Below are 19,349 nucleotides of genomic sequence, written 5' to 3' on the forward strand. Positions count from 1 at the left end.
CAGGGGACGGGGCGGAGTCCATGCGGAGTTCCGGTGAGCACTCATGGCAACTGAAGGCGGCAAGGGCGCGGCGCCCACGGGCGAGGTGGCGCTAGAGGGGGGCAGCTACGAGGTCATCCGGACGCGACTGCTCGCGCAGGCGGAGGCGCTGGGCACCAAGGCGGCGGACCTCAACGCGCGGCGCAAGGCGTTCTTCGGTGGCACGGAGCTGGCCGTCACCGGCAACGAGCGCGTGCGCACCGAGAACAACTGCGTGGCGCGCGACATCGTCAGCGTCGGCAAGTACCTGCTCTTCGGCTACAACGTCTTCATCGGGCTGAAGAAGGAGACGTCCGTCGCGGACGTGTTCTCGCTGCACCGCTTCGAGAAGACGGCGGACGGGTTCGACTTGTCCGCGGTGCCGCACACGGAAGGCGGCGGCTTCCTGGCGGACCCGCGCTTCATCAAGGACTTCAGCGAGCTGTACCGCTACTACAAGGACGCGAAGCTGCAGCAGCTGCGGCGCAAGGACGCGCGCCTGCTGGCGGTGTTCAAGACGGGCCAGTCCGCGCGCGACCTGAAGGTCTTCCGCTTCAGCCTGGACACGGACGGCAACGCCACCTACGTCGACAACCAGGGTGACAAGGACCACACCTTCCCGCCGTCGCACGACTTCGAGTGGACGGTGGCCACGCGCGAGAACTACGTGCTGGGCACCCACCCGCACGTCAATGTGCTGGACCAGGTCTTCGTGGAGACGGTGAAGGGGGACCTCACCGTCAAGGTGGAGGACAACACGTCCTCGGGCCTGGGCATCTACAGCGAGCCGGTGGAGGACGCGAACCAGTCGCTGGACGACGCGCGCTTCGCCTGGGCGCAGGTGGGCACGCTCATCCTGCTGCGCGTGCTGCCCTTCCGAGAGAAGACGCAGCGCTACCTGGTGTTCAACTCGCGCACGCAGCACGTGGTGCGCATCGACGCCATCGGTCAGGCGTGCATCCGGCTGCCCGAGGACCAGGGCATCATCTTCCCCGGCGGCTACTACCTCCAGACGGGCGACTTCAAGGTCTTCGACGGGGAGGCCACCGGCGAGGGCATGGAGTTCAAGAGCGTCATCCGCTCGCCGAACGGTGAGGACGTGCTCTACGTCTTCCACCAGCGCGAGGCGGGGCGCTACCTGCTCTTCCCGTACAACCTGGTGCGCAAGGAGGTGCAGAACCCGCTGGTGTGCAACGGGTACAGCCTCTTCGCTGACGGCGGGCTGGTGGTGTTCCGCGAGACGTCGGCGGACCCCACGCGCGTGCACCCGATGCAGGTGTGGCAGACGCCCTTCGTATCGGACGAGCACGCGGCGGCGACACCCGCGGCGCCCGGCTACCTGGGCAAGGTGGGCAACGCGGAGCTGGTGCGCGGCATCTCCGACTCGCTGACGCTCCATCGCATCGCGAAGACGGACAAGCCCAGCCGCCGCACCTACGAGGACCTGGTCGCCGCGGCCACGCGCGCGCTGGACGCGTACTACTGGCTGGGCCACGCGGAGACGGGGCTCCAGGAGCCCATCGAGACGCTGCGGCGCACCTCCGAGCTCATCATCGACGAGTTCGAGAAGGTGCTCGCCCTCCAGAAGCGCGCCACGGAGGCGCTGTCGGAGGCGGAGAAGGCGCAGGCGAAGCTGCTGTCGCGCGTGCGGCCGGAGCTGCTCACCACCGCCGAGGAGTTCATGCTGGTGCTGGCGGAGCTGCGCCAGCAGCGCGGGCACCTGATCACGCTCAAGGACATCCGCTACATGGACCTGGGGCGGGTGGACGCCCTGGAGAAGGCGGTGGTGGAGGCGTCCGATTCCACCAGCACCGCGTGCGTGGAGTTCCTCCAGAAGGGGGAGGCGCTCGAGCCGCTGGCGGCGCGCCTGGACGAACTGCTCGCGAAGCTGGAGCCGGTGCAGACGACGGTGGAGCTGCAGCCGCTGGGCGAGGACATCGAGAAGACGGCCCAGGGCCTCACCGTGCTGGGCGAGGTGGTGGGTGGGCTCCAGGTGGGAGACCCGCTCGCGCGCGCCCGCATCCTGGAGGGCATCTCCGAGCTGTTCGGCCGGCTCAACCGCGTGCGCGCGAGCCTGGCCGCCAAGCGCAAGGAGCTGTCCGGCCGCGAGAAGCGCGCGGAGTTCGGCGCCCAGTTCAAGCTGCTCGGGCAGGCGATTGAAAACGCGCTGGCCCAGGCGGACGTGCCGGAGAAGTGCGACGAGGGTCTGTCGCGCCTCACCGTGCAGTTGGAGGAGCTGGAGGGCCGCTTCGGCGAGTTCGACGAGTTCCTCGGCCAGATTACCCAGAAGCGCGAGGAGCTGCTGGAGGCGTTCGGCGCGCGCAAGCAGACGCTGGTGGACGAGCGGCAGCGCCGCGCGCAGAGCATCTTCGGCGCGGCGGAGCGCATCCTCCAGGGCGTGCAGCGCCGCTCCAAGGCGTTCAAGTCGGACGACGAGCTCAACGCGTACTTCGCCACCGACGCGATGATCCTCAAGCTGCGGCAGCTCTCCGAGCAGCTGATGGCGCTGCAGGACAGCGTGCGCTCGGACGAGGTGCAGTCGCGGCTGAAGTCCGCCAAGCAGGACGCCCTGCGCGCGCTGCGCGACAAGCAGGACCTGTTCGCGGACGGCGACAACCTCATCAAGCTGGGGACCTACCGCTTCAACGTCAACACGCAGCCGCTCGACCTGACGTTGGTGCCGCGCGACGGCGCGCTGTACCTGCAGCTCACCGGCTCCGACTACGCGCAGAAGCTGGAGGACCCGGCGCTGCTCGAGCAGAAGGACCTGTGGGACCAGCACCTGGTCTCCGAGACGCGCGAGGTGTACCGCGCCGAGTACCTGGCCGCGTGCATCCTCGCCGACGCGGAGGAGGGCAAGAACGGGCTGTCCCTGACGGGCCTGCACGCGGCGGTGATGGGCGGGACGCTGCTGGAGCCGGTGCGTGCGTACGCCGCGGACCGGTTCGACGAGGGCTACGAGCGCGGCGTGCACGACGTGGATACGGCCGCCGTGCTGGAGAAGCTCCTGGCGCTGCACCAGGGCGCGGGCCTCTTGCGCTTCGCTCCGGCACCTCGCGCCTGGGCGGCGCTGTACTGGGCCTTCGACACCGAGGAGGCGTCGCGGGCGCTCCTGCACCGTCGGGCGCGCAGCCTCGCGCGGCTGCGGCAGACGTTCTCCGCGGCGGGCGGCCTGCACGAGCTGGGCATGGCGCTGGGCGAGGCGGTGGGGGCGTTCCTGAAGGCGCAGGGGCTGGCGCTCTCGCCGGCGGAGGCGCGGCTCGCGGGGGGCTACCTGGTGGAGGAGCTGGCCGTGGAGCGGCCCCGCTTCACCACGAGCGGCGAGGCGCTGGCGCTCAAGGACGCGTTCCTGGCGCAGCTCGAGCGGCAGGGGACGCGCACGGCCTTCGAGGAGGACCTGCGCGGGCTGGAGAAGGACCTGGCGTCGCGGCTGGACATCGCGCGCGCGTGGGTGCAGGCGTGGCTGGCCCAGCGCGACGGCGGCCCTGGGGACTCCGGGTACTTCGTGCTGGAGGCGGCGGTGCTGCTGCTCACCGAGCGCAAGCTGGACCGCGAGCCCGCGGGCGCGCTGACGGCGGCGGAGGTGACGAACCTCCTGGGCAGCCACCCGCGCATCCAGGACCGCAAGCTGGCCCTGCGCCTGGACGAGTTCCTCGCGCGCCTGGGCGAGTTCCGGCAGCTGCGCGTGCCCCGGTATCAGGCCTACCGCGCGCTGCAGCGGGACCTGCTGGAGCGCGAGCGTCGCAAGCTGCGCCTGGAGGAGCTGACGCCGAAGGTGCTGTCGTCCTTCGTGCGCAACCGGCTCATCGACGAGGTGTACCTGCCGCTCATCGGCGCCAACCTGGCCAAGCAGCTCGGCGCGGCGGGCGAGGGCAAGCGCACGGACCGCATGGGCATGCTGCTGCTCATGTCGCCGCCGGGCTACGGCAAGACGACGTTGATGGAGTACGTGGCGAGCCGCCTGGGCCTCACCTTCGTCAAGGTGAACGGTCCCGCGCTGGGCCACTCGGTGAAGTCGTTGGACCCGGCGGAGGCTCCCAACGCCACCGCGCGGCAGGAGGTGGAGCGCATCAACCTGTCCTTCGAGATGGGCAACAACGTGATGCTCTACCTCGACGACATCCAGCACACGGACCCGGAGCTGCTCCAGAAGTTCATCTCCCTGTGCGACGGCCAGCGCCGCGTCGAGGGCGTCTGGAATGGCCGCACGCGCACCTACGATTTGCGCGGCAAGAAGTTCTGCGTCGTCATGGCCGGCAATCCCTACACGGAGACGGGTGAGCGCTTCCGCATCCCGGACATGCTGGCCAACCGCGCGGACACGTACAACCTGGGTGACATCCTGGACGGGAAGGAGCACCTGTTCGCGCTGAGCTACCTGGAGAACGCGCTGACCTCCAACACGGTGACGGCGCCGCTGGCCACGCGGGACGCGGCGGACACGCACCGGCTCATCCGCATGGCCCAGGGCGAGGAGGTGCCCGCGGGCGAGATGAAGCACGGCTACGCGGCGGCGGAGCTGCAAGAGATCGTCGCCATCTTCCAGCGGATGTTCCGGGTGCAGTCGGTGCTGTTGAAGGTGAACATGCAGTACATCGCCTCGGCGGCGCAGGACGAGCGCTTCCGCACCGAGCCGGCCTTCAAGCTCCAGGGCAGCTACCGCAACATGAGCAAGCTGACGGAGAAGCTCGTCTCCGCGATGACGGACGCGGAGCTGGAGCGGCTCATCGACGACCACTACCAGGGCGAGTCCCAGACGCTCACCACCGCCGCGGAGCAGAACCTCCTGAAGCTGGCGGAGATGCGCGGCCGGCTCACCCCGGAGAAGGCGAAGCGCTGGGAGGAGATCAAGCAGGGCTTCGCGCGCGTCAAGCGCATGGGGGGCAAGGAGGACGACCCCGTGGCCCGCGTCACCGGGCAGCTCAGCGGCATCGAGGAGCAGCTCGGCGCGGTGCGCGACGCCGTCTCTCAGGCGGCCACGCAGCTGGCGCAGGGCGCGCAGGCGGAGGAGGTGGACCCCACCGCCGAGGCCCTGCCGTACCTGGAGGCCCTGCGCGACGCGGTGCTGGAGGTGGCGAAGGTGGGGCGCGAGGTGAAGCAGGCTCCGGCCGCCGCGCCCGCCGCCGCGGCCACGGACCTGACGCCGTACCTCAAGCACCTGGCCCAGCTGCTCAAGGCGCTGACGGAGCGCGCGGCCCTGCCCGCGCAGGCCCCGGTCGTCCAGGCGCCCTCGCAGGACTTCGGGCCGTATCTGGACCAGCTGTCGCGCGCGCTCGCGGCGCTGGCGGACCGTCCGGTGAACGTGTCGGCCCAGGTCCCGGCGGAGGCGCTGCAGCGGACCGCCGTGGCCGGGCCCTCGCCCGCGGAGCTCAGCCGGCAGATTGAGCTGGTGGAGGGCGTGCTGCTGCCCCTGGAGCGGGCCTCCCGTCGCGCGGTGCAGGGCGAAGGGGAGGGCGTCAAGTCGCTCCAGGTCTGGCAGAACGTCACCGAGGCGCTGGAGCTCTTGCGCTCGATGCTGCGGCGCTGAGGGTTGGCCGGGGCTCGCTTCGGGCGAGCCTCGGTCCGGGGGGCTTCGGGTCAGCGGAACTGGTGGGTGCCGCGCACGCTGTCGTCGTCGAGGACGCGGGGGAGGGTGTCCTCCACCTGGTCTCCGGTGGAGGACGTCACGCGCACGCTGAACGAGCCCTCGCCCATGCCGCCCTCCTCGACGAAGTAGTTGTAGTCCTGGCGGGGCACGTTCTTCCACGCGCCGTCGCCGCGTCGCCACTCCAGCTTGGTGATGGGCTGCCGGTGGTTGCGGACCTGGATGGCGGTCCACCACGGGTTGCTGCCGTTCTTGAAGTGGTACTCCAGGTTCCCGGCGACGTCGCAGGAGACCACCTTCCAGGTGATGTCCACGCGGCCCAGCCGCATCTCGGCGATCTTGGCGAAGGCCTCGCGGCTCAGGTCCAGGTGGCCCGCGTCGCATTCGGGGCAGCGGTCGACGATGCGCACGCGCACCGAGCCGCTGGGGCCCTGGATGTCCACGCATTGCCCACAGGCGGCGCTGTTGGCGTACTGGGGCGTGTTCATCGCCGCCACCATCATGTCGTCCGGGCTGGCGTCGTAGCTGCAATTGCCCGCGCCGGTGGCGTCGTAGAACGTCGCGATGCCCTTCTGCTCCTCGCCCAGGGGCACGCCTCCGCCGGAGGGGTCATCTTTTCCGCAGCCGCCGCAGGCGAGGAGGGAGGCGGCGAGGGGAACGAGCAGCACTCGGGAGGACAGGTGGGATGGGCGCATACGCGGCGCAGGATACCGCAACGCGTCCTCCCGGCGCTCGGGCCCGTGACGTGGAAATGTCGGTGCAATGACTTGCAGGCTGCTAGCGTGCGGTCGCTTTTTCGCGAACAAGGGGGTCGTCACGTCATGCGAAGCTTCCGACGCGCTGTCTATCTTTGTGCGGCGATGGTCCTTCCGGCCTGTGGTGTGGATGCGCCGACGGGAGGGCTGGAGGAGATGCTCGAGGTCCGAGAGGCGGAGCTGGTCTCGGCCGTGTCCCGAGGGTGTGTCTTCGAGCTCACCTCGGTGGTGCGTGCGGGCACGGTGCCGCCCATCCACGACATCCTCCTGAACCGGCTGGCGTCCGGGACGTGCGCCTGGCCCGCGGCCAGCGTCGGGCTGGGCAGCTCCGTCATCGCCACGCCGGGCCTGAACCTGGTGGCCAATGACCTGGGCGTGGCCGCGGGCTTCACGGTGAAGAACAGCTACAGCGGCAGCTCGCCCATGACGGTGGGCATCCGGCACGTGGACCCGGAGCTGATGACCGTGGTCCGGAGCTCCGGCTTCGCGGTGTACCTGGGCACCGGCAGCGTCTGGCTGGGCTACCTGGCCATCGGCTCGGACGGCACCACGCTCACCGCGGGTGGGACGAAGTCGGGTCGACTGGGCAACGAGACGGGCAGTGGCGGCAACTTCGTTGCGACGTTCCCAGACTTCTTCACCAGCACCACCCCGCCCACGGTCGTCGCGTATTGAGCGACGCGGCTTGGAGGGCCTGAGACCCCGCGCCCCCGACAACGAACGTCTGCGTCAGCGGCTGCGCGTGGGTCGGACCCAGGTGATCCTCGAAGGCAGAGAGGACGGGGTCGGAGTTTTCATGACGTGAGCCTGTCTGGGTTGCGATTCCGGGCGCAATGGATTGCAGCGGTGGTACGGTGCCGCCGCAGCATTCATTGACCGGAGGTTGTCACGTCATGGGGTTCTTCAAAAAGTCTGTCTGTCTTTGTGCGATGTCGGTCCTCGCCGCCTGTGGTGGCGAGGCTCCCGGGAGCGAGCGCGACGAGACCCTGGAGGCCCGTGAGGCGGCGCTGTCGTCCTCGGCGACGTCCAGGGGGTGCACCTTCGAGGTGACGTCGGTGGTCGTGACAGAGGCGCCGGTGCCTCCCGTCACGGAGAACAAGCTGCACCGACGCGCGTCCGCGTCGTGCCCGTGGGCCGCGGCGAGCCTGTCCTTGCCGTCGTCCAGTGGCTACGCGCCCCCCTCGCTGCACGTCGCGGCCAACGAGCTGGGCGTGGCGGTGGGGCTCACCTACAAGAGCAGCTACGGCGGCGGGCCCTACCGCACGCTGAGCTTCTTCCACGTGGACCCGGAGACGATGACCATCGTCCGGCGGGACGGCCACCAGGTGTCCGGCACGGTGGACCTGACGTCGGTGGCCATCGAGCTGGATGGCACGACGCTGACGTCCTACGGGACGAAGGCCGGTGTCATCTACGGTGAGGCGGGCACCGGCTCGGAGTTCGTGGTGTCGTACCCCGACTTCTTCACCAGCACCACGCCGGGCACCGTCCTCGCGTTCTGAGCGGGCGGGCCGACATAAAAAGTGGGGTGGAAGGCTCCCCCAGTGGGCCTTCCACCCCACGACCCCCGACAGCGAACCTCTCTTCAGCGACCGCGCGCCGAGGCACCCGACAGCGCGCGGGCCTGCGTCACCAGCCGGACGAACTCGGCGCGGTCCGCGTCACCGCCCACGGCGCCCTCGGCCAGCTTCTGCGCGGTGGCCAGGCTCCAGCCCTCGGCGGCCGGGTTGCCGCGCAGCACGTCGGCGGTGGCGGCCACGGCCAGCGCGAAGCGGAAGTCGGGCGAGGCCGCCTCCAGCGAGCCGCGCAGCAGCGAGCGCTCCAGCGGGAAGGCCTGCTCGGAGGCCTCCGTGCCATTGGGCGCCTTGGCGCGCACGCGCACCGTGGCCAGCGACTCCGTGGCGCCCTTGACCAGCTCGACCTCGTACAGCGCCGTCACGTTGTGGCCCGCGCCAATCTCACCCGCGTCCACCTTGTCGTTGCGGAAGTCCTTGTCCGCCACGTCGCGGTTCTCGTAGCCGACCAGGCGGTAGCGGCTCACCGAGGCGGGGTTGAACTCCACCTGCAGCTTCACGTCCTTGGCGATGACCTCCAGCGTGCCCGTCAGCTGCGTCTCGAAGACCTTCTTGGCCTCCTTGTAGCTGTCCACGTAGAAGCTGTTGCCGTTCCCCTTGTCCGCCAGCTTCTCCATCATGTCGTCGCGGTAGTTGCCCATGCCGAAGCCCACCGTGGTGAGCGTGACGCCCTCGGCCACGTACTTGTGGATGCTCTCCAGCATGGCGTCCGGCGACACGCTGCCGATGTTGGCGTCACCGTCGGTGAGCACGATGACGCGGGAGATGACCTGCCCGGACGCCTTCTTCACCGCGTGCTTGTAGGCCATCTCCATGCCCGAGCCCATCGCCGTGCCGCCGCCGGACTCCAGCCCGTCGAGCGCCGCGTGGATGCGCTTGACGTCCGTGGCCGGCGTGGGCGACAGCACGTCCCGCGTCGAGCCCGCGTAGGTGACGATGGCCACCGTGTCGTTCTCGTTGAGGTTCTTCACGGCGATCTTGATGGCCTCCTTGGCGAGCGGGAGCTTGTCCTGCGACGCCATGGAGCCGCTGGTGTCGATGAGGAACACCAGGTGTGCGGCCTTGCGCTGCGAGCGCGAGACGACCTTGCCCTGCACGCCCACGCGCACGAAGTGGTGCTTCGCATCGAACGGGGAGGGCGCCGCCTCCAGGTGCACCGTGAAGGCGCCCTTCTCCGGCGGGGCGTAGCGGTACTTGAAGTAGTTGACGAACTCCTCCACGCGCACCGCGGAGGTCGGCGGCAGGTTGCCCTGCTGCAGGTAGCGGCGGGCCACCGTGTACGACGCGGTGTCCACGTCCGCGGCGAAGGTGGACAGCGGGTCCTTGGCCGTCTCGGTGAAGACGTTGGGCTTCCAGTTCTCGAACGTGTTGCCCTGGTGCGACGCGTCCGCCTCCGCCGGGGCCAGGCGGTCCTGCGCGGGCATGCGCATGGGGAGGCCCGGCATGCTCTTGTTGGGGCCGGGGGCCGCGCGCTTGGCGAACTCCATGGACTTGGGCGCGGCGCCCGCGCCGGCCAGCGTGGCGGGGCTCGGCGCGGCCACCACCATGGCGTTCTCCTCATCCATGGGGGCCGCCTCCACCGCGGAGGAGTCCTCGTACTCGCGCTCGGGCTCCGCCATGCGCGGCGGAGGAGGGGGCGTCGCGGCCCCGGCATTGGGTGACTCGGGCTTGACCGTCGTCGTCTGGGCCACCGCGCCCGTGGGCGCCTTCTGCCTGCGCTCGTCCTTCTTGGCGTCGTCCTGCGCCGCGTCATCACGGTGGACGGCCCGGGGCTTCAAGTCGGCCTGGGGGGCCGCGGCGATGCCCTCCGCGGTCGGCTTGGACGACGTGCAGGCCGGCAGGGTGCAGGCGACGAGCAGGGCACTTCCCCACTGGGTCAGGCGGCGCTTCAGGAAGGACTGGGACATGCGTTCTCCGGGGGACGGATACGACGTTCGCCGCTTCGAAACGCATGACCTGGGAAATGGGTCTATTCCCCCGGATTTTCCCGTGAGAGGGTGCCCCTCATGGAGACCTCGAGACCCTTCCGAATCCTGGGCGTCCAGCAGATCGCCATCGGCGCCGCCGACAAGGCCCCCCTGCGCAAGCTGTGGGTGGACCTGCTGGGCCTGACGCCTCACTCCACCTATCGCAGCGAGCGCGAGAACGTGGACGAGGACATCGTCACGGCCGGCGCGGGCCCCTTCAAGGTGGAGGTGGACCTGATGCAGCCCATCAACCCCGAGGGCAAGCCCCGGGTCCACGAGACGCCGCTCAACCACGTGGGCCTGTGGGTGGATGACCTGCCCGTCGCCGTGGCGTGGTTGGAGAAGCAGGGCCTGCGCTTCGCCCCCGGTGGCATCCGCAAGGGCGCCGCGGGCTTCGACATCTGCTTCGTGCACCCCAAGGCCAACGAGCAGTTCCCCTACAGCGGAGAGGGTGTGCTCATCGAACTGGTGCAGGCCCCGCCGGAGGTCGTCTCCGCCTTCGAGAAGCTGGCGTCAGCCTCCCACTGACGTCAGCGCCCCGCGCGGTCGCTTCGTCACGGCCCGGAGCGCGCTCTTCACCAGGCGCTCCAGCCCATCCCACGCCAGACACAACATCCACGTGGCGACGATGAGCACGGCGGTGAGCAGCCAGTATCGAGGCCAGTCGCTCTGGTCCCCCCAGAAGCGCTGGAACGAGAAGACGCCTCCGATTCGATAGAACAGCAGCATCTCGTGGAAGAAGTACGCGGAGAGCGACGAGGTGCCGAACACCTCGATGAACCGCCGCGTCCGCGACGGCGCGCTCGTCTCCGGCACGCGCCCCTCCAGCCACATCAGCCCGAGCAGCACCGCGCACACCCACGCGAAGCGCGCCGCCGAGTTGGACGGGTTGGCCACGAAGAAGCGGTGGTGCGGATAGAGCTGGAAGAGGAAGTCTCCGGACGCCGCGCCCACGGCGCCCACCGTCACCAGCGCCAACAAGGCCAGGGTCAGCACGCGCCGGCCCCACGCCCCCGCGAGCGTGCCCGCGAACGCCCCCAGCCACCCGAAGCCCAGCCACGGCAGCAGGGGGAACGGCGCGAAGGAGGACTTGTTCGTCAGCGTGGCCCACGGCCCCGTCACCTGCTCTCCCAGCGGCGCCACCGCGAAGACGGTGAAGGCCAGCGTCAGGCTCAGGCCCGCGAGCACGCGGGGACGCGAGGAAAGCAGGGCGGCCACCGGCAGCATCAGGAGCAGACACACGCCCACGCACTGGAGGATGTCCATGCGCAAGAGCCACTGGGGTTCGCTCAGCAGGGGGAACCAGGCCCAGTTGACCAGCGAGGCCACCAGCAGCACCTCGAAGGTGCGGCGGAGGTTTCGCGGCACGCGCTCGCGCAGCGTCCCCGCGGCGGCGCTGCGCACCATGACCAGCGCCAGGGCGAAGCCCGCGGAGAAGATGAAGGCGGGGGCCACCAGTCCATCCACCTTGAGCAGGCGGCCCACCCAGACGCTCTTGCGCAGCTCCGGGGTGAGCAGGGCCAGCGAGTGCGTCTGGACCATGAACAGCACGGCGATGCCGCGCAGCCAGTCGATGGCGCGCACGCGCTCTTGGGACACGGCGAGGGTGGGGGATGGGCTCACGGCGGGCGAACCCTACGGCAACGCCGGGCGAAGGTGTATGGGGAGCGGGCTGGCGACCCCCAGACGTGAAAGAATGCGCCCCGGGCTGGCCGGGATTAGAGGCTCCGGACGGCATCACGCGTGGGAGGAGGCCCCTTGAGCGAGGAAGTCAGTCGGAGAGCGGCGCTGCGGTTGCTTGCGGTGGCGGGGGCCACCACCACGGCGAGCTGTACGAAGCGCCCGGAAAAGGCGGAGGAGCAGGGGATGAGCCAGTCGTCGAAGGGGAGTGAAGCGCCACCCGTCATCCTGGGGATGAGCCCGCTGCGGGGCATGCCCTGGCCCACGCCGGACCCGTTCCTGTTCTGCGTCCACCACGTCGACGCCTACCCCCAGGGCAACGAACAGCTGGGGCCCACCGCGTCGCTGGCGGGCCGGCAGCTGGGCCAGGACTTCGAGGGCCGCGACGGCTGGAACATGTACCACGGCACCGTGGTGCCGGGCTTCCCGCAGCACCCGCACCGGGGCTTCGAGACGGTGACCATCGTGCGCAGCGGGCTGTTGGACCACTCGGACTCGCTCGGCGCCGCGGCGCGCTTCGGCGGCGGGGACGTGCAGTGGCTCACGGCGGGCAGCGGCGTGCTGCACTCGGAGATGTTCCCGCTCCTGAAGAAGGACGCGCCCAACCCCGTGGAGCTGTTTCAGATCTGGCTCAACCTGCCGAGCGCCGACAAGCTCGTGGCGCCGCACTTCTCCATGCTCTGGAACCACGCCATCCCGCGTCAGGTGGTGAAGGACGAGGCGGGGCGCACCACCGAAATCACCGTGGTGGCCGGCACGTTGGGGGACGCGAAGCCGCCGTCGCCTCCGCCGAAGTCGTGGGCCGCGCGCGGGGACTCGGACGTGGCCATCTGGACGGTGAAGCTGGCGCCCGGCGCGCGGTGGACGCTGCCCGCCGCCCAGCGCGGCAGCAACCGCTTCGTGTACTTCTTCAAGGGCTCCGCGCTGAAGGTCGGCGGCCGCGAGGTCCCCGCCCGGCATGTGCTGCAGCTGCGTCCGGACGCCGACGCGCTGCTGGAGAACGGCCCGGAAGAGACGGAGCTGCTCATGCTCCAGGGGCGTCCCATCAACGAGCCCGTCGTGCAGCACGGACCGTTCGTCATGAACTCGCGGCAGGAGATCGTCCAGGCGTTCAACGACTACCAGCGCACCCAGTTCGGCGGGTGGCCCTGGAAGAGCGATGACCCGGTGCACGCGCGGGAGGAGGGCCGCTTCGCCCGGCACGCGGATGGTCGGCTGGAGCGGCCGGCCTGACGAGTCCCGCGCGCCCCGCCCGCGAGCCCACCGGGGCGTCGGCCGCGTGCCGGCCGCCCGGTGGCAGGGTGAGCGAGGGGCCGCCCGCGCGCAGTGTCGTCGAGCGTGACAGGCGCGCGGCCACATGTGCATAGAAGAGGGGTGTCCGACTCCCCAGGCTCCTCTCCACCCGGTTCGCCGCCTGTGTCCTCCCAGAGAGGCTCCCGGCTGGCGTCCATCGCGGTGGCGAGCGCGCTGTTCATGGAGTTCGTCGACTCGACCGCGCTGTCCACCGCGCTGCCGACGTTGTCCGCGGCCTTCGGCACGGACCCCATCCACCTCAAGCTGGCGCTGACGTCGTACATCCTGGCCCTGGCCGTGCTCGCGCCGGCGAGCGGCTGGGTGGCGGACCGCTTCGGGCCTCGTCGCGTCTTCCTGGTCGCGATGAGCGTGTTCCTGCTGGGCTCGGTGCTGTGCGGCTTCTCTCGCACGCTGCCGCAGCTGGTCCTCTTCCGCACGCTGCAGGGCCTGGGCGGCGCGCTGATGACGCCCGTGGGGCGGCTCATCGTGGTGGGCTCGGCCCCGCGCGAGAAGCTGGTGTCCGCGCTGAGCTGGTTCACCATGCCCGCGCTCGTGGGACCCCTCATCGGTCCACCCATCGCGGGGCTCATCCTGGGCGTGGCGGACTGGCCGTGGATCTTCTTCGTCAACGTGCCGGTGGGCCTGTTGGGCATGCTCGCGGTGGCGCGCTTCGTGCCAGAGCTGCCCCAGCCGCACCCGGGGCCGTTCGACTGGAAGGGCTATGCCATCGCCGCCGTGGCGATCACCTTGACGATTGTCGCGGTGGAGACGCTGGGCGTGGGGCTGGTGCCCCTGGAGACGCAGCTGGGCATGGCGCTGGTGGCTGTCGGCGCGGGCGTGCTCTACGTGCGCCACGCGCTGCCGCGCCATCGTCCCGTGCTGGACGTGCGGCTGGTCAAGGTGGCCACGTTCCGCGCCAGCATCGCGGGCGGAGGGCTGGTGCGGATGGGGCTGGGCGCGACGCCCTTCTTGCTGCCCTTGCTGCTGCAGGTGGGCCTGGGATGGGGCCCCTTCGAGGCGGGGATGATGACCATCGGCACGGGCCTGGGGGCCATGTCCTGCAAGCCGCTGGCGCCGTGGGTCATCCGCAAGCTCGGCTTCCGAGCCACGCTGACGGGCTCCAACCTGGCCGCCGCGGTGCTGACGGCCGTGCCGGCGTTGTTCCGCGTGGGTACGCCCATCCCGGTCATCGTCGCCACGCTGTTCGTCAGCGGCTTCGTGCGCTCGCTCCAGTTCACCGCCATCAACGCCGTGGCCTATGCGGACATCCCCCCGGAGAAGATGAGCCAGGCGTCGACCATGGCGGTGGTGACGCAGCAGATGGCGTTGAGCGTGGGCATCAGCTTCGGCGCGCTCATGCTGCACCTGGCGCGCGGAGCCGGAGAGCTGCCCCTGACGCCAGACCGCTTCCTGATGCCCTTCATCGCCATCGGCGTGGTGTCCTCGCTGGCGGGGTTCTTGTTCCGCCGGCTGCCCGAGGACGCGGGCTCGCGCATCGGCGGACGCGCGGCGCGCTGAAGGCAAGACACCCGCGGCCCGGGCCCGTGAGGCACCCCGGGCCGCGAGGGACGGTGGTGACTACAGGCCGTCGTGGTAGCAGAAGCCCATGGTGCGGTCGAAGCCGCCGGGCGGACGGGAGTAGTTGAAGTAGCCCAGCTCCTCACCGGGGCCGCAGTTCGTGCGGGCCCGCTCGTAGCGCAGGCAGGTGGCGGTGCCCGTGCGGCCCAGGTCCAGACACGTGCCGCGCGCGCCCTCGCTGCCGCAGAACTCGGCGAACGTCACGCCCGGGGTGCAGGTGGCGCCGATGGGCGCGGTGTCGAACCGGAAGCCGAAGGAGCGCAGCACGGTCTGCGTGGTGCACAGGCCGTAGACACCGCACATCATGCCCTCGGGACAGCCGGGGTCGGCGGCCAGGAAGTCACACGTCTTGGTGCACTGCGCGTTCTCCGAGAGCAGGTCCGAGCAGGTGTAGCCCTGCTCGCAGTCCGTCGACGCCAGCTCGTACTCGCTCGCGGCCGGTGTGGTGGTGCACGCCTCGCCCTGCGTCTTGGTCCCCAGCGCGCGCTCCAGCGTGCCGTCCGAGGCCACGTAGTTGGTCGGCACGCAGGTGGTGTCCGGCAGGTTCGCCGTCAGCGAGCCCTGCCGTGGATCACACCCGCCCGGGCGCACCGTGTTCCACGTCGCGAAGCGGATCCACTTGCACTCCCCGCCCGGCACCAGCGCGCTGCCCCAGAAGGGCGCGTTGAGGGGCGGGGCGTCCACGGCCTCGCGCAGCACCACGTTGGCCAGGGCGCCGATGGTCTGGTCGGGGGACACCTTCAGCGCCAGCAGCAGTGTTCCAGACTCGGCGACCAGGTCCTTCTGCGTGGCCGCGCCCTCGTCCTTGGTCCCGAAGACGCACTGGTCGCACGCGAAGGTGTTGCCGCCCGCCGTGGCCAGGTTGTAGAGGCCCGGCGTCGTGTCCACGTCCAGCCGGATGAACGCCGCGTCTCGCGCGGCCGGGTCTCCGAAGCTGCCGAAGTCGCCGCGCAGCGTGGGCTGGTTGTTGTACCTGACGGGCGTCAGCTCGATGCCGTTGGCCATCTCCCCGAGGGTGATCTCCTCACAGCCCGGAGGCGCCGTCAGCTGCCTGGCCTGCTCCTCGAGGGAGCCCACCTCCTGGTGGTTCGTCGCGGGCTCCTTCGTCGTCGTGGGCTCACAGCCCACCAGGCCCGCCAGCAACACCGCACCCCAACGCAAACCCTTCACGCTCGAAACAGCCCTGACGTAGGACGCCATGCGTCTCCCTTTCGCTCGAATGCTGACTGGAATGACATGGGCGCCGGTGTGACGGCCTCCCATGCATTGGATTGAACGGGAGGCGTCCGGAATTGTCGCGGACGATTTCGCGGGACTGGCTATTTTGTCTGGATTTTACGACTGGACATGACTGTGCGTGTGATTGGTGTCGCTCGCGGCGCATGTCTCCACCGTGAGAGCGGAGGGCACCTGCGGTTCATGGCGCAACCCATCACATACCGCACGGGGCGTGAGTGGCGCGCACCGCCCGGAAGGGCATACCGGGCGGCGCGGGTGCTTTGGACTACGGCAGGAAGTAGCGGGCGCGGAACCCGTAGACGTAGGTGTTCTGGTTGGGGTCGCGCGTGGCGAAGCCAATCGTGTAGCGGTTGCCCGCCGTCACCGTGTGGGCCGGCTGGGACGCGGAGAAGATGGGGAAGTTGGTGGAGCCGCCGCTGAAGGCCACCCCCGAGTTCTGCCAGGTGCCACCGAAGCTGCTGAAGTACAACGGACCGAAGGTCCCGTCGCCCGTGCTCCAGATAGAGGCCTCGAAGTAACCGGCGGCGGAGGAGTCGGTGCCGAAGGCGATGACCTCCTGGATCTGCGCTCCGTTCGGCAGCTCGAGGCCGCACACGTACGTGTTGCGCGTGGCGCTGGAGCGCACGCTGCAGGGGAAGAGGTTGTCGCCGTCGGTACGCAGGGTGCCACCGCCGCCGCACGCGTTGGAATCGCCCGAGGGCGCGGTCCCCTGGGCCGTGCAGGCGATGGCGGGGATGGAGACGTAGTACGTCCCGGCGAGCAGCTCCCGCGGGGCCGTCTGGGCGAGCGAGGCCGGCTTGGACTGGCAGCGGATGGAGCCGTCCGGCTCGATGCTCCCGAGGGTGTCCGCGCCGCACGTGCGCGCGACCGACTCCATCCGCGCGTCGGAGACCGTGGGCGCCGCGTGGGTCGAGGCCTTCTCGGTGATGACCACGGTGGGCGTCGTGGCCTGGGGCGCCACCGGCTTCGCGCGCTCCTCGGCGGAAGCGGTGGACAGCGTGGCGACGGCGGTGAGCGTGGTCAGGGTGCGCAGGGTCGAAAGATGACGGGGCATGGCGATGTCCTTGGGTTCGGAGCGCGCGCGTGGGTGCTCGCGCCCGAATGTCGATTGGACAACCGATGCCAGTATTTCTGCAAATTCAGCTTTTGCGGCTTGTTCTTAATTTCACGTTTCCCGCCGCACCTCGAGGATGATGCCCTCGGACTCGGGCGTGCCGAGTGAGACGAGCTGCTCCAGCTCTCCGCGAACGAGGAAGTGGGCCTGGGCGCGGTGATAGGGGATGTCGCCCTGCAGCTCCAAGGTGCGATGGACCTCCACCAGGGTGGCCTGGGGTTGAAGCAATCGCAGACGCACCCCGGACGTCTCCGCCTCCGTGTCCTCATCCTCCAGGTTCCCCAGGTCCGCGGATGCGGCCAGGGCCGCGGCGAGCGCGCGGGACAGCAGCGGCGCCGAGTTGCCCGGGGCCTTCACCCACGCGCGGATGGACAATCGCAGCTCACACCGCCGCCGCTCCAGGAAGCCCGCGGCGCGGCTCCCTCGCAGATAGGCCACCACGGCCTCGCTGGCGGTCGCGGGCGCGCGGTACAGGCGCAGCGTGGACTCCTCCACCACGTAGTCGTCCCCCCGTCGCAGCGGTCGCCCAGGCGGTGACTCCACCTCCACCACCTGTCCGGTCGCGTTCGCCGGCAGGGTGAAGTCCTTGCGGGTGCCATTGCCGGCCCAGCGGTGCACCTGCGCGAAGTAGGACGGTTGTCGGAGCGCGGTGAGGTCATCTCCCTCGGGCAGCGTGAGCTTCATCCGCGAGGCGATGACCTCGACGAGCGCCTCCATCTCGGCGGAGGGGCCTCGCGAGGGGCCGGTCGCGACCTCCACCGTCTCGGGAATCGCGGCGCGCAGCGCATCGTGGAAGTAGGACTCGATGGCGAGGAGCATGGGGTGGGGCTCGCTATCTCGGGAAGAGCGCGTACGTCTCCTGCCGGGGAATGACGACCTGGAGTCCGGAGAGGGTGACCTCACCGGCCACGCGGGATTGGACGATGAGCTCGAGCGGCGGTGGTTCGCCCGTCCCACCCGGTGGCGTGAGCACCGTCAGGGCCTGCGCGTCCAGGTGGACGACGCCGTCACCGTCCGGTGTCACGTCCAGCACCTTCGTGCCCCAGCGCAGCTGGAGCCGGGGCGGTGGTGGCGGCACGGGGACGGCGGGACGGAGCCGGGGACGGGCACAGGCCCAGAGCGGCACGGCTCCCGGGTCCTCTCCAGGCAGCGCATTGTCGCGCGGCAGCCAGGGCCCGGTCGGCTCGGTGCGATGGAGCGCGGTGTCCGGCGTCATCGTCCCGGGCTCGGGCGCTTCGGACGCGCGCTCGAGGAGGCTCCAGAGGACCTCTCCCTCGTCGGTGGTCACGACCACCCACCAGCGCCCCTTGTTCAGCGCGAGCGGCTTGGGGAGCGTGAAGGACACCCAGCGCGCGTCCCATGGCGGTGGTCCCTCCTCCTCGAGCAGCAGCGGCACGACGCTCCCTGGCAGCGGCGCCTCGTCGGGCCGATCGTACACATCCGCGTGGATGGCGACGGTGCCCGCGACGCGGCGCGTCCCCAGGCGCAGGTGGAGGTCCATGGCCGTCAACGCGCCAGGGGCTCGCGTCGCGCTGAAGGCCTGGCCAGCGGAGCGTCCGGAGCCGCAGCGATGGGAGCACGGTGGCCGCGCGGGTGGACGTGGCGCCAGGGGCAGGTGTTCTTCGCGCAGGGCGTGGCGCACGTGGAAGCGCACCTCCGACAGCGCGCGATCCACGGGCACCCAGACGCTCGCGACGGCGGTGCCGTCCGTGTCCAGCGTGAGTGTCCGCTGCTCGGCGCCATCGCTGAAGCGCTGGATGAAATCGAGCGTGTCCAGGGCCAGCCGGACGCGGTCGAACATGCCCAGCCCGGAGGCGCGCAGGGACACCGTCACCCGGCCCGCCTCGAGGTTCGCGGGCCACGCGCGCTGGAGCGCCTGGGTGAGCACGTCCTCCATCACCAGCTCCTGGCGAGCGTTCAACGGGAGCGCCTGATGGAAGAAGAGCGCGCCCGAGCCCGTGCCCGCGGAGGCGGTGAGGTCCGGCGGACGCGCGGGCGCGCGCAGGGTGATGCCCGCGAGCTTCGTCGCCGACAGCGTCTTCGGCGTCCCCACCGGAGGATGGGAGTTGTTCGCCTCCACGAACTCGACCAGCAGGCGGCTGGCGAAGATGCCCGGCAGGGGCTCCGCGGCGTTGACGCCCACGGTGTCCGACGGCGTGGGCGGATACCAGGCGCCGCCCTCCGCGATGCTCAGGCGGCCCTTCTTGGCGGTCTGCGTCGGCGTCGCCGGAAGGGTCAGCTCCATCGAGGACAGGGGCCGCCGCGAGCCCCAGTCCAGGCTGAGCCAGGTGATGCCCTGGTTGGCATCCACCACGTTCTGCCCGGTGCTCGTGGCCAGCGTGGCGGTGGGAATCAGGTTCACCGTCACGTCGTCGCCCGGGGCACGCAGGGCGAGCGACGCGCGCAGCAACACCACCCCCGCCGGCACGTCCAGCGCGACGACGAGCCCGGCCGGGTCCACCGGCACCTGCGCGGGCGTGGGAGGGGTGGCCGTTCCGGTATAGGTCAGCGTGGCGCCGACGCGCGTGTCGCTCATGGCAGGGGTCT

The 19,349-nt window shown here is 70.4% G+C and carries 13 protein-coding genes; 6 read left to right on the plus strand and 7 right to left on the minus strand.

The genetic code is table 11. The annotated features are described in order from the left end of the window. The first annotated feature begins 43 nt into the window (after window positions 1-43). The gene (locus tag LXT21_RS16220; protein WP_254039035.1) at window positions 44-5,545 is read left to right on the plus strand and encodes a DNA repair ATPase; all 5,502 of its coding nucleotides are present in this window, start codon (window positions 44-46) and stop codon (window positions 5,543-5,545) included. A 50-nt stretch (window positions 5,546-5,595) separates the two neighbouring features. Here the strand turns inward: LXT21_RS16220 and LXT21_RS16225 are convergent, their stop codons facing one another. Further along, entirely contained in the window at window positions 5,596-6,297 is a 702-nt protein-coding gene (locus LXT21_RS16225; protein WP_254039036.1) for an expansin EXLX1 family cellulose-binding protein, read from the minus strand. Window positions 6,298-6,423: 126 nt separating this feature from the next. On the opposite strand from LXT21_RS16225, the gene LXT21_RS16230 reads away from it, so the two are divergent. Then, a complete protein-coding gene (locus LXT21_RS16230) occupies window positions 6,424-7,032 on the plus strand; it encodes a hypothetical protein (protein ID WP_254039037.1) in 609 nt (202 codons plus the stop codon). 254 nt (window positions 7,033-7,286) lie between these two features. After that, window positions 7,287-7,859, plus strand: coding sequence for a hypothetical protein (locus tag LXT21_RS16235; RefSeq protein ID WP_254039038.1), 573 nt, complete (start codon window positions 7,287-7,289; stop codon window positions 7,857-7,859). Between the two features lie 83 nt (window positions 7,860-7,942). On the opposite strand, the gene LXT21_RS16240 is transcribed toward LXT21_RS16235, so the two are convergent. Beyond that, on the minus strand, window positions 7,943-9,838 hold the full coding sequence (locus LXT21_RS16240) for a vWA domain-containing protein (protein WP_254039039.1): 1,896 nt from the start codon (window positions 9,836-9,838) through the stop codon (window positions 7,943-7,945). A gap of 99 nt (window positions 9,839-9,937) precedes the next feature. Between LXT21_RS16240 and LXT21_RS16245 the strand changes: the two genes are divergently transcribed. Next, window positions 9,938-10,426: a VOC family protein gene (locus LXT21_RS16245; RefSeq protein ID WP_223751793.1), complete on the plus strand. Its 489-nt coding sequence runs from the start codon at window positions 9,938-9,940 to the stop codon at window positions 10,424-10,426. Here the strand turns inward: LXT21_RS16245 and LXT21_RS16250 are convergent. Continuing rightward, window positions 10,412-11,521 (minus strand): heparan-alpha-glucosaminide N-acetyltransferase domain-containing protein, encoded by a 1,110-nt coding sequence (locus LXT21_RS16250; RefSeq protein WP_254039040.1) that lies wholly within the window; start codon window positions 11,519-11,521, stop codon window positions 10,412-10,414. The genes LXT21_RS16245 and LXT21_RS16250 overlap by 15 nt on opposite strands. Window positions 11,522-11,830: 309 nt before the next feature. Between LXT21_RS16250 and LXT21_RS16255 the strand changes: the two genes are divergently transcribed. Together LXT21_RS16255 and LXT21_RS16260 are read left to right on the plus strand one after the other, a co-directional pair. Continuing rightward, window positions 11,831-12,811 (plus strand): pirin family protein, encoded by a 981-nt coding sequence (locus LXT21_RS16255; protein ID WP_254039120.1) that lies wholly within the window; start codon window positions 11,831-11,833, stop codon window positions 12,809-12,811. A gap of 183 nt (window positions 12,812-12,994) precedes the next feature. Next, window positions 12,995-14,389 carry an MFS transporter gene (locus tag LXT21_RS16260; protein WP_323394547.1) on the plus strand — a complete coding sequence of 465 codons (1,395 nt, stop codon included), beginning with the start codon at window positions 12,995-12,997 and terminating at the stop codon, window positions 14,387-14,389. A 60-nt stretch (window positions 14,390-14,449) separates the two neighbouring features. On the opposite strand, the gene LXT21_RS16265 is transcribed toward LXT21_RS16260, so the two are convergent. From LXT21_RS16265 to LXT21_RS16280, 4 genes are all read right to left on the minus strand, one after another. Continuing rightward, window positions 14,450-15,649: a hypothetical protein gene (locus LXT21_RS16265; protein ID WP_254039041.1), complete on the minus strand. Its 1,200-nt coding sequence runs from the start codon at window positions 15,647-15,649 to the stop codon at window positions 14,450-14,452. A gap of 304 nt (window positions 15,650-15,953) precedes the next feature. Continuing rightward, the gene (locus LXT21_RS16270; RefSeq protein ID WP_254039042.1) at window positions 15,954-16,742 is read right to left on the minus strand and encodes a hypothetical protein; all 789 of its coding nucleotides are present in this window, start codon (window positions 16,740-16,742) and stop codon (window positions 15,954-15,956) included. Window positions 16,743-16,853: 111 nt separating this feature from the next. After that, window positions 16,854-17,621 (minus strand): hypothetical protein, encoded by a 768-nt coding sequence (locus tag LXT21_RS16275; protein ID WP_254039043.1) that lies wholly within the window; start codon window positions 17,619-17,621, stop codon window positions 16,854-16,856. A 13-nt stretch (window positions 17,622-17,634) separates the two neighbouring features. After that, the gene (locus LXT21_RS16280; RefSeq protein ID WP_254039044.1) at window positions 17,635-19,338 is read right to left on the minus strand and encodes a hypothetical protein; all 1,704 of its coding nucleotides are present in this window, start codon (window positions 19,336-19,338) and stop codon (window positions 17,635-17,637) included. Window positions 19,339-19,349 lie beyond the last annotated feature (11 nt).

Origin of the sequence: Myxococcus guangdongensis, from assembly GCF_024198255.1 — a bacterium.
GTDB classification, from domain to species: domain Bacteria; phylum Myxococcota; class Myxococcia; order Myxococcales; family Myxococcaceae; genus Myxococcus; species Myxococcus guangdongensis.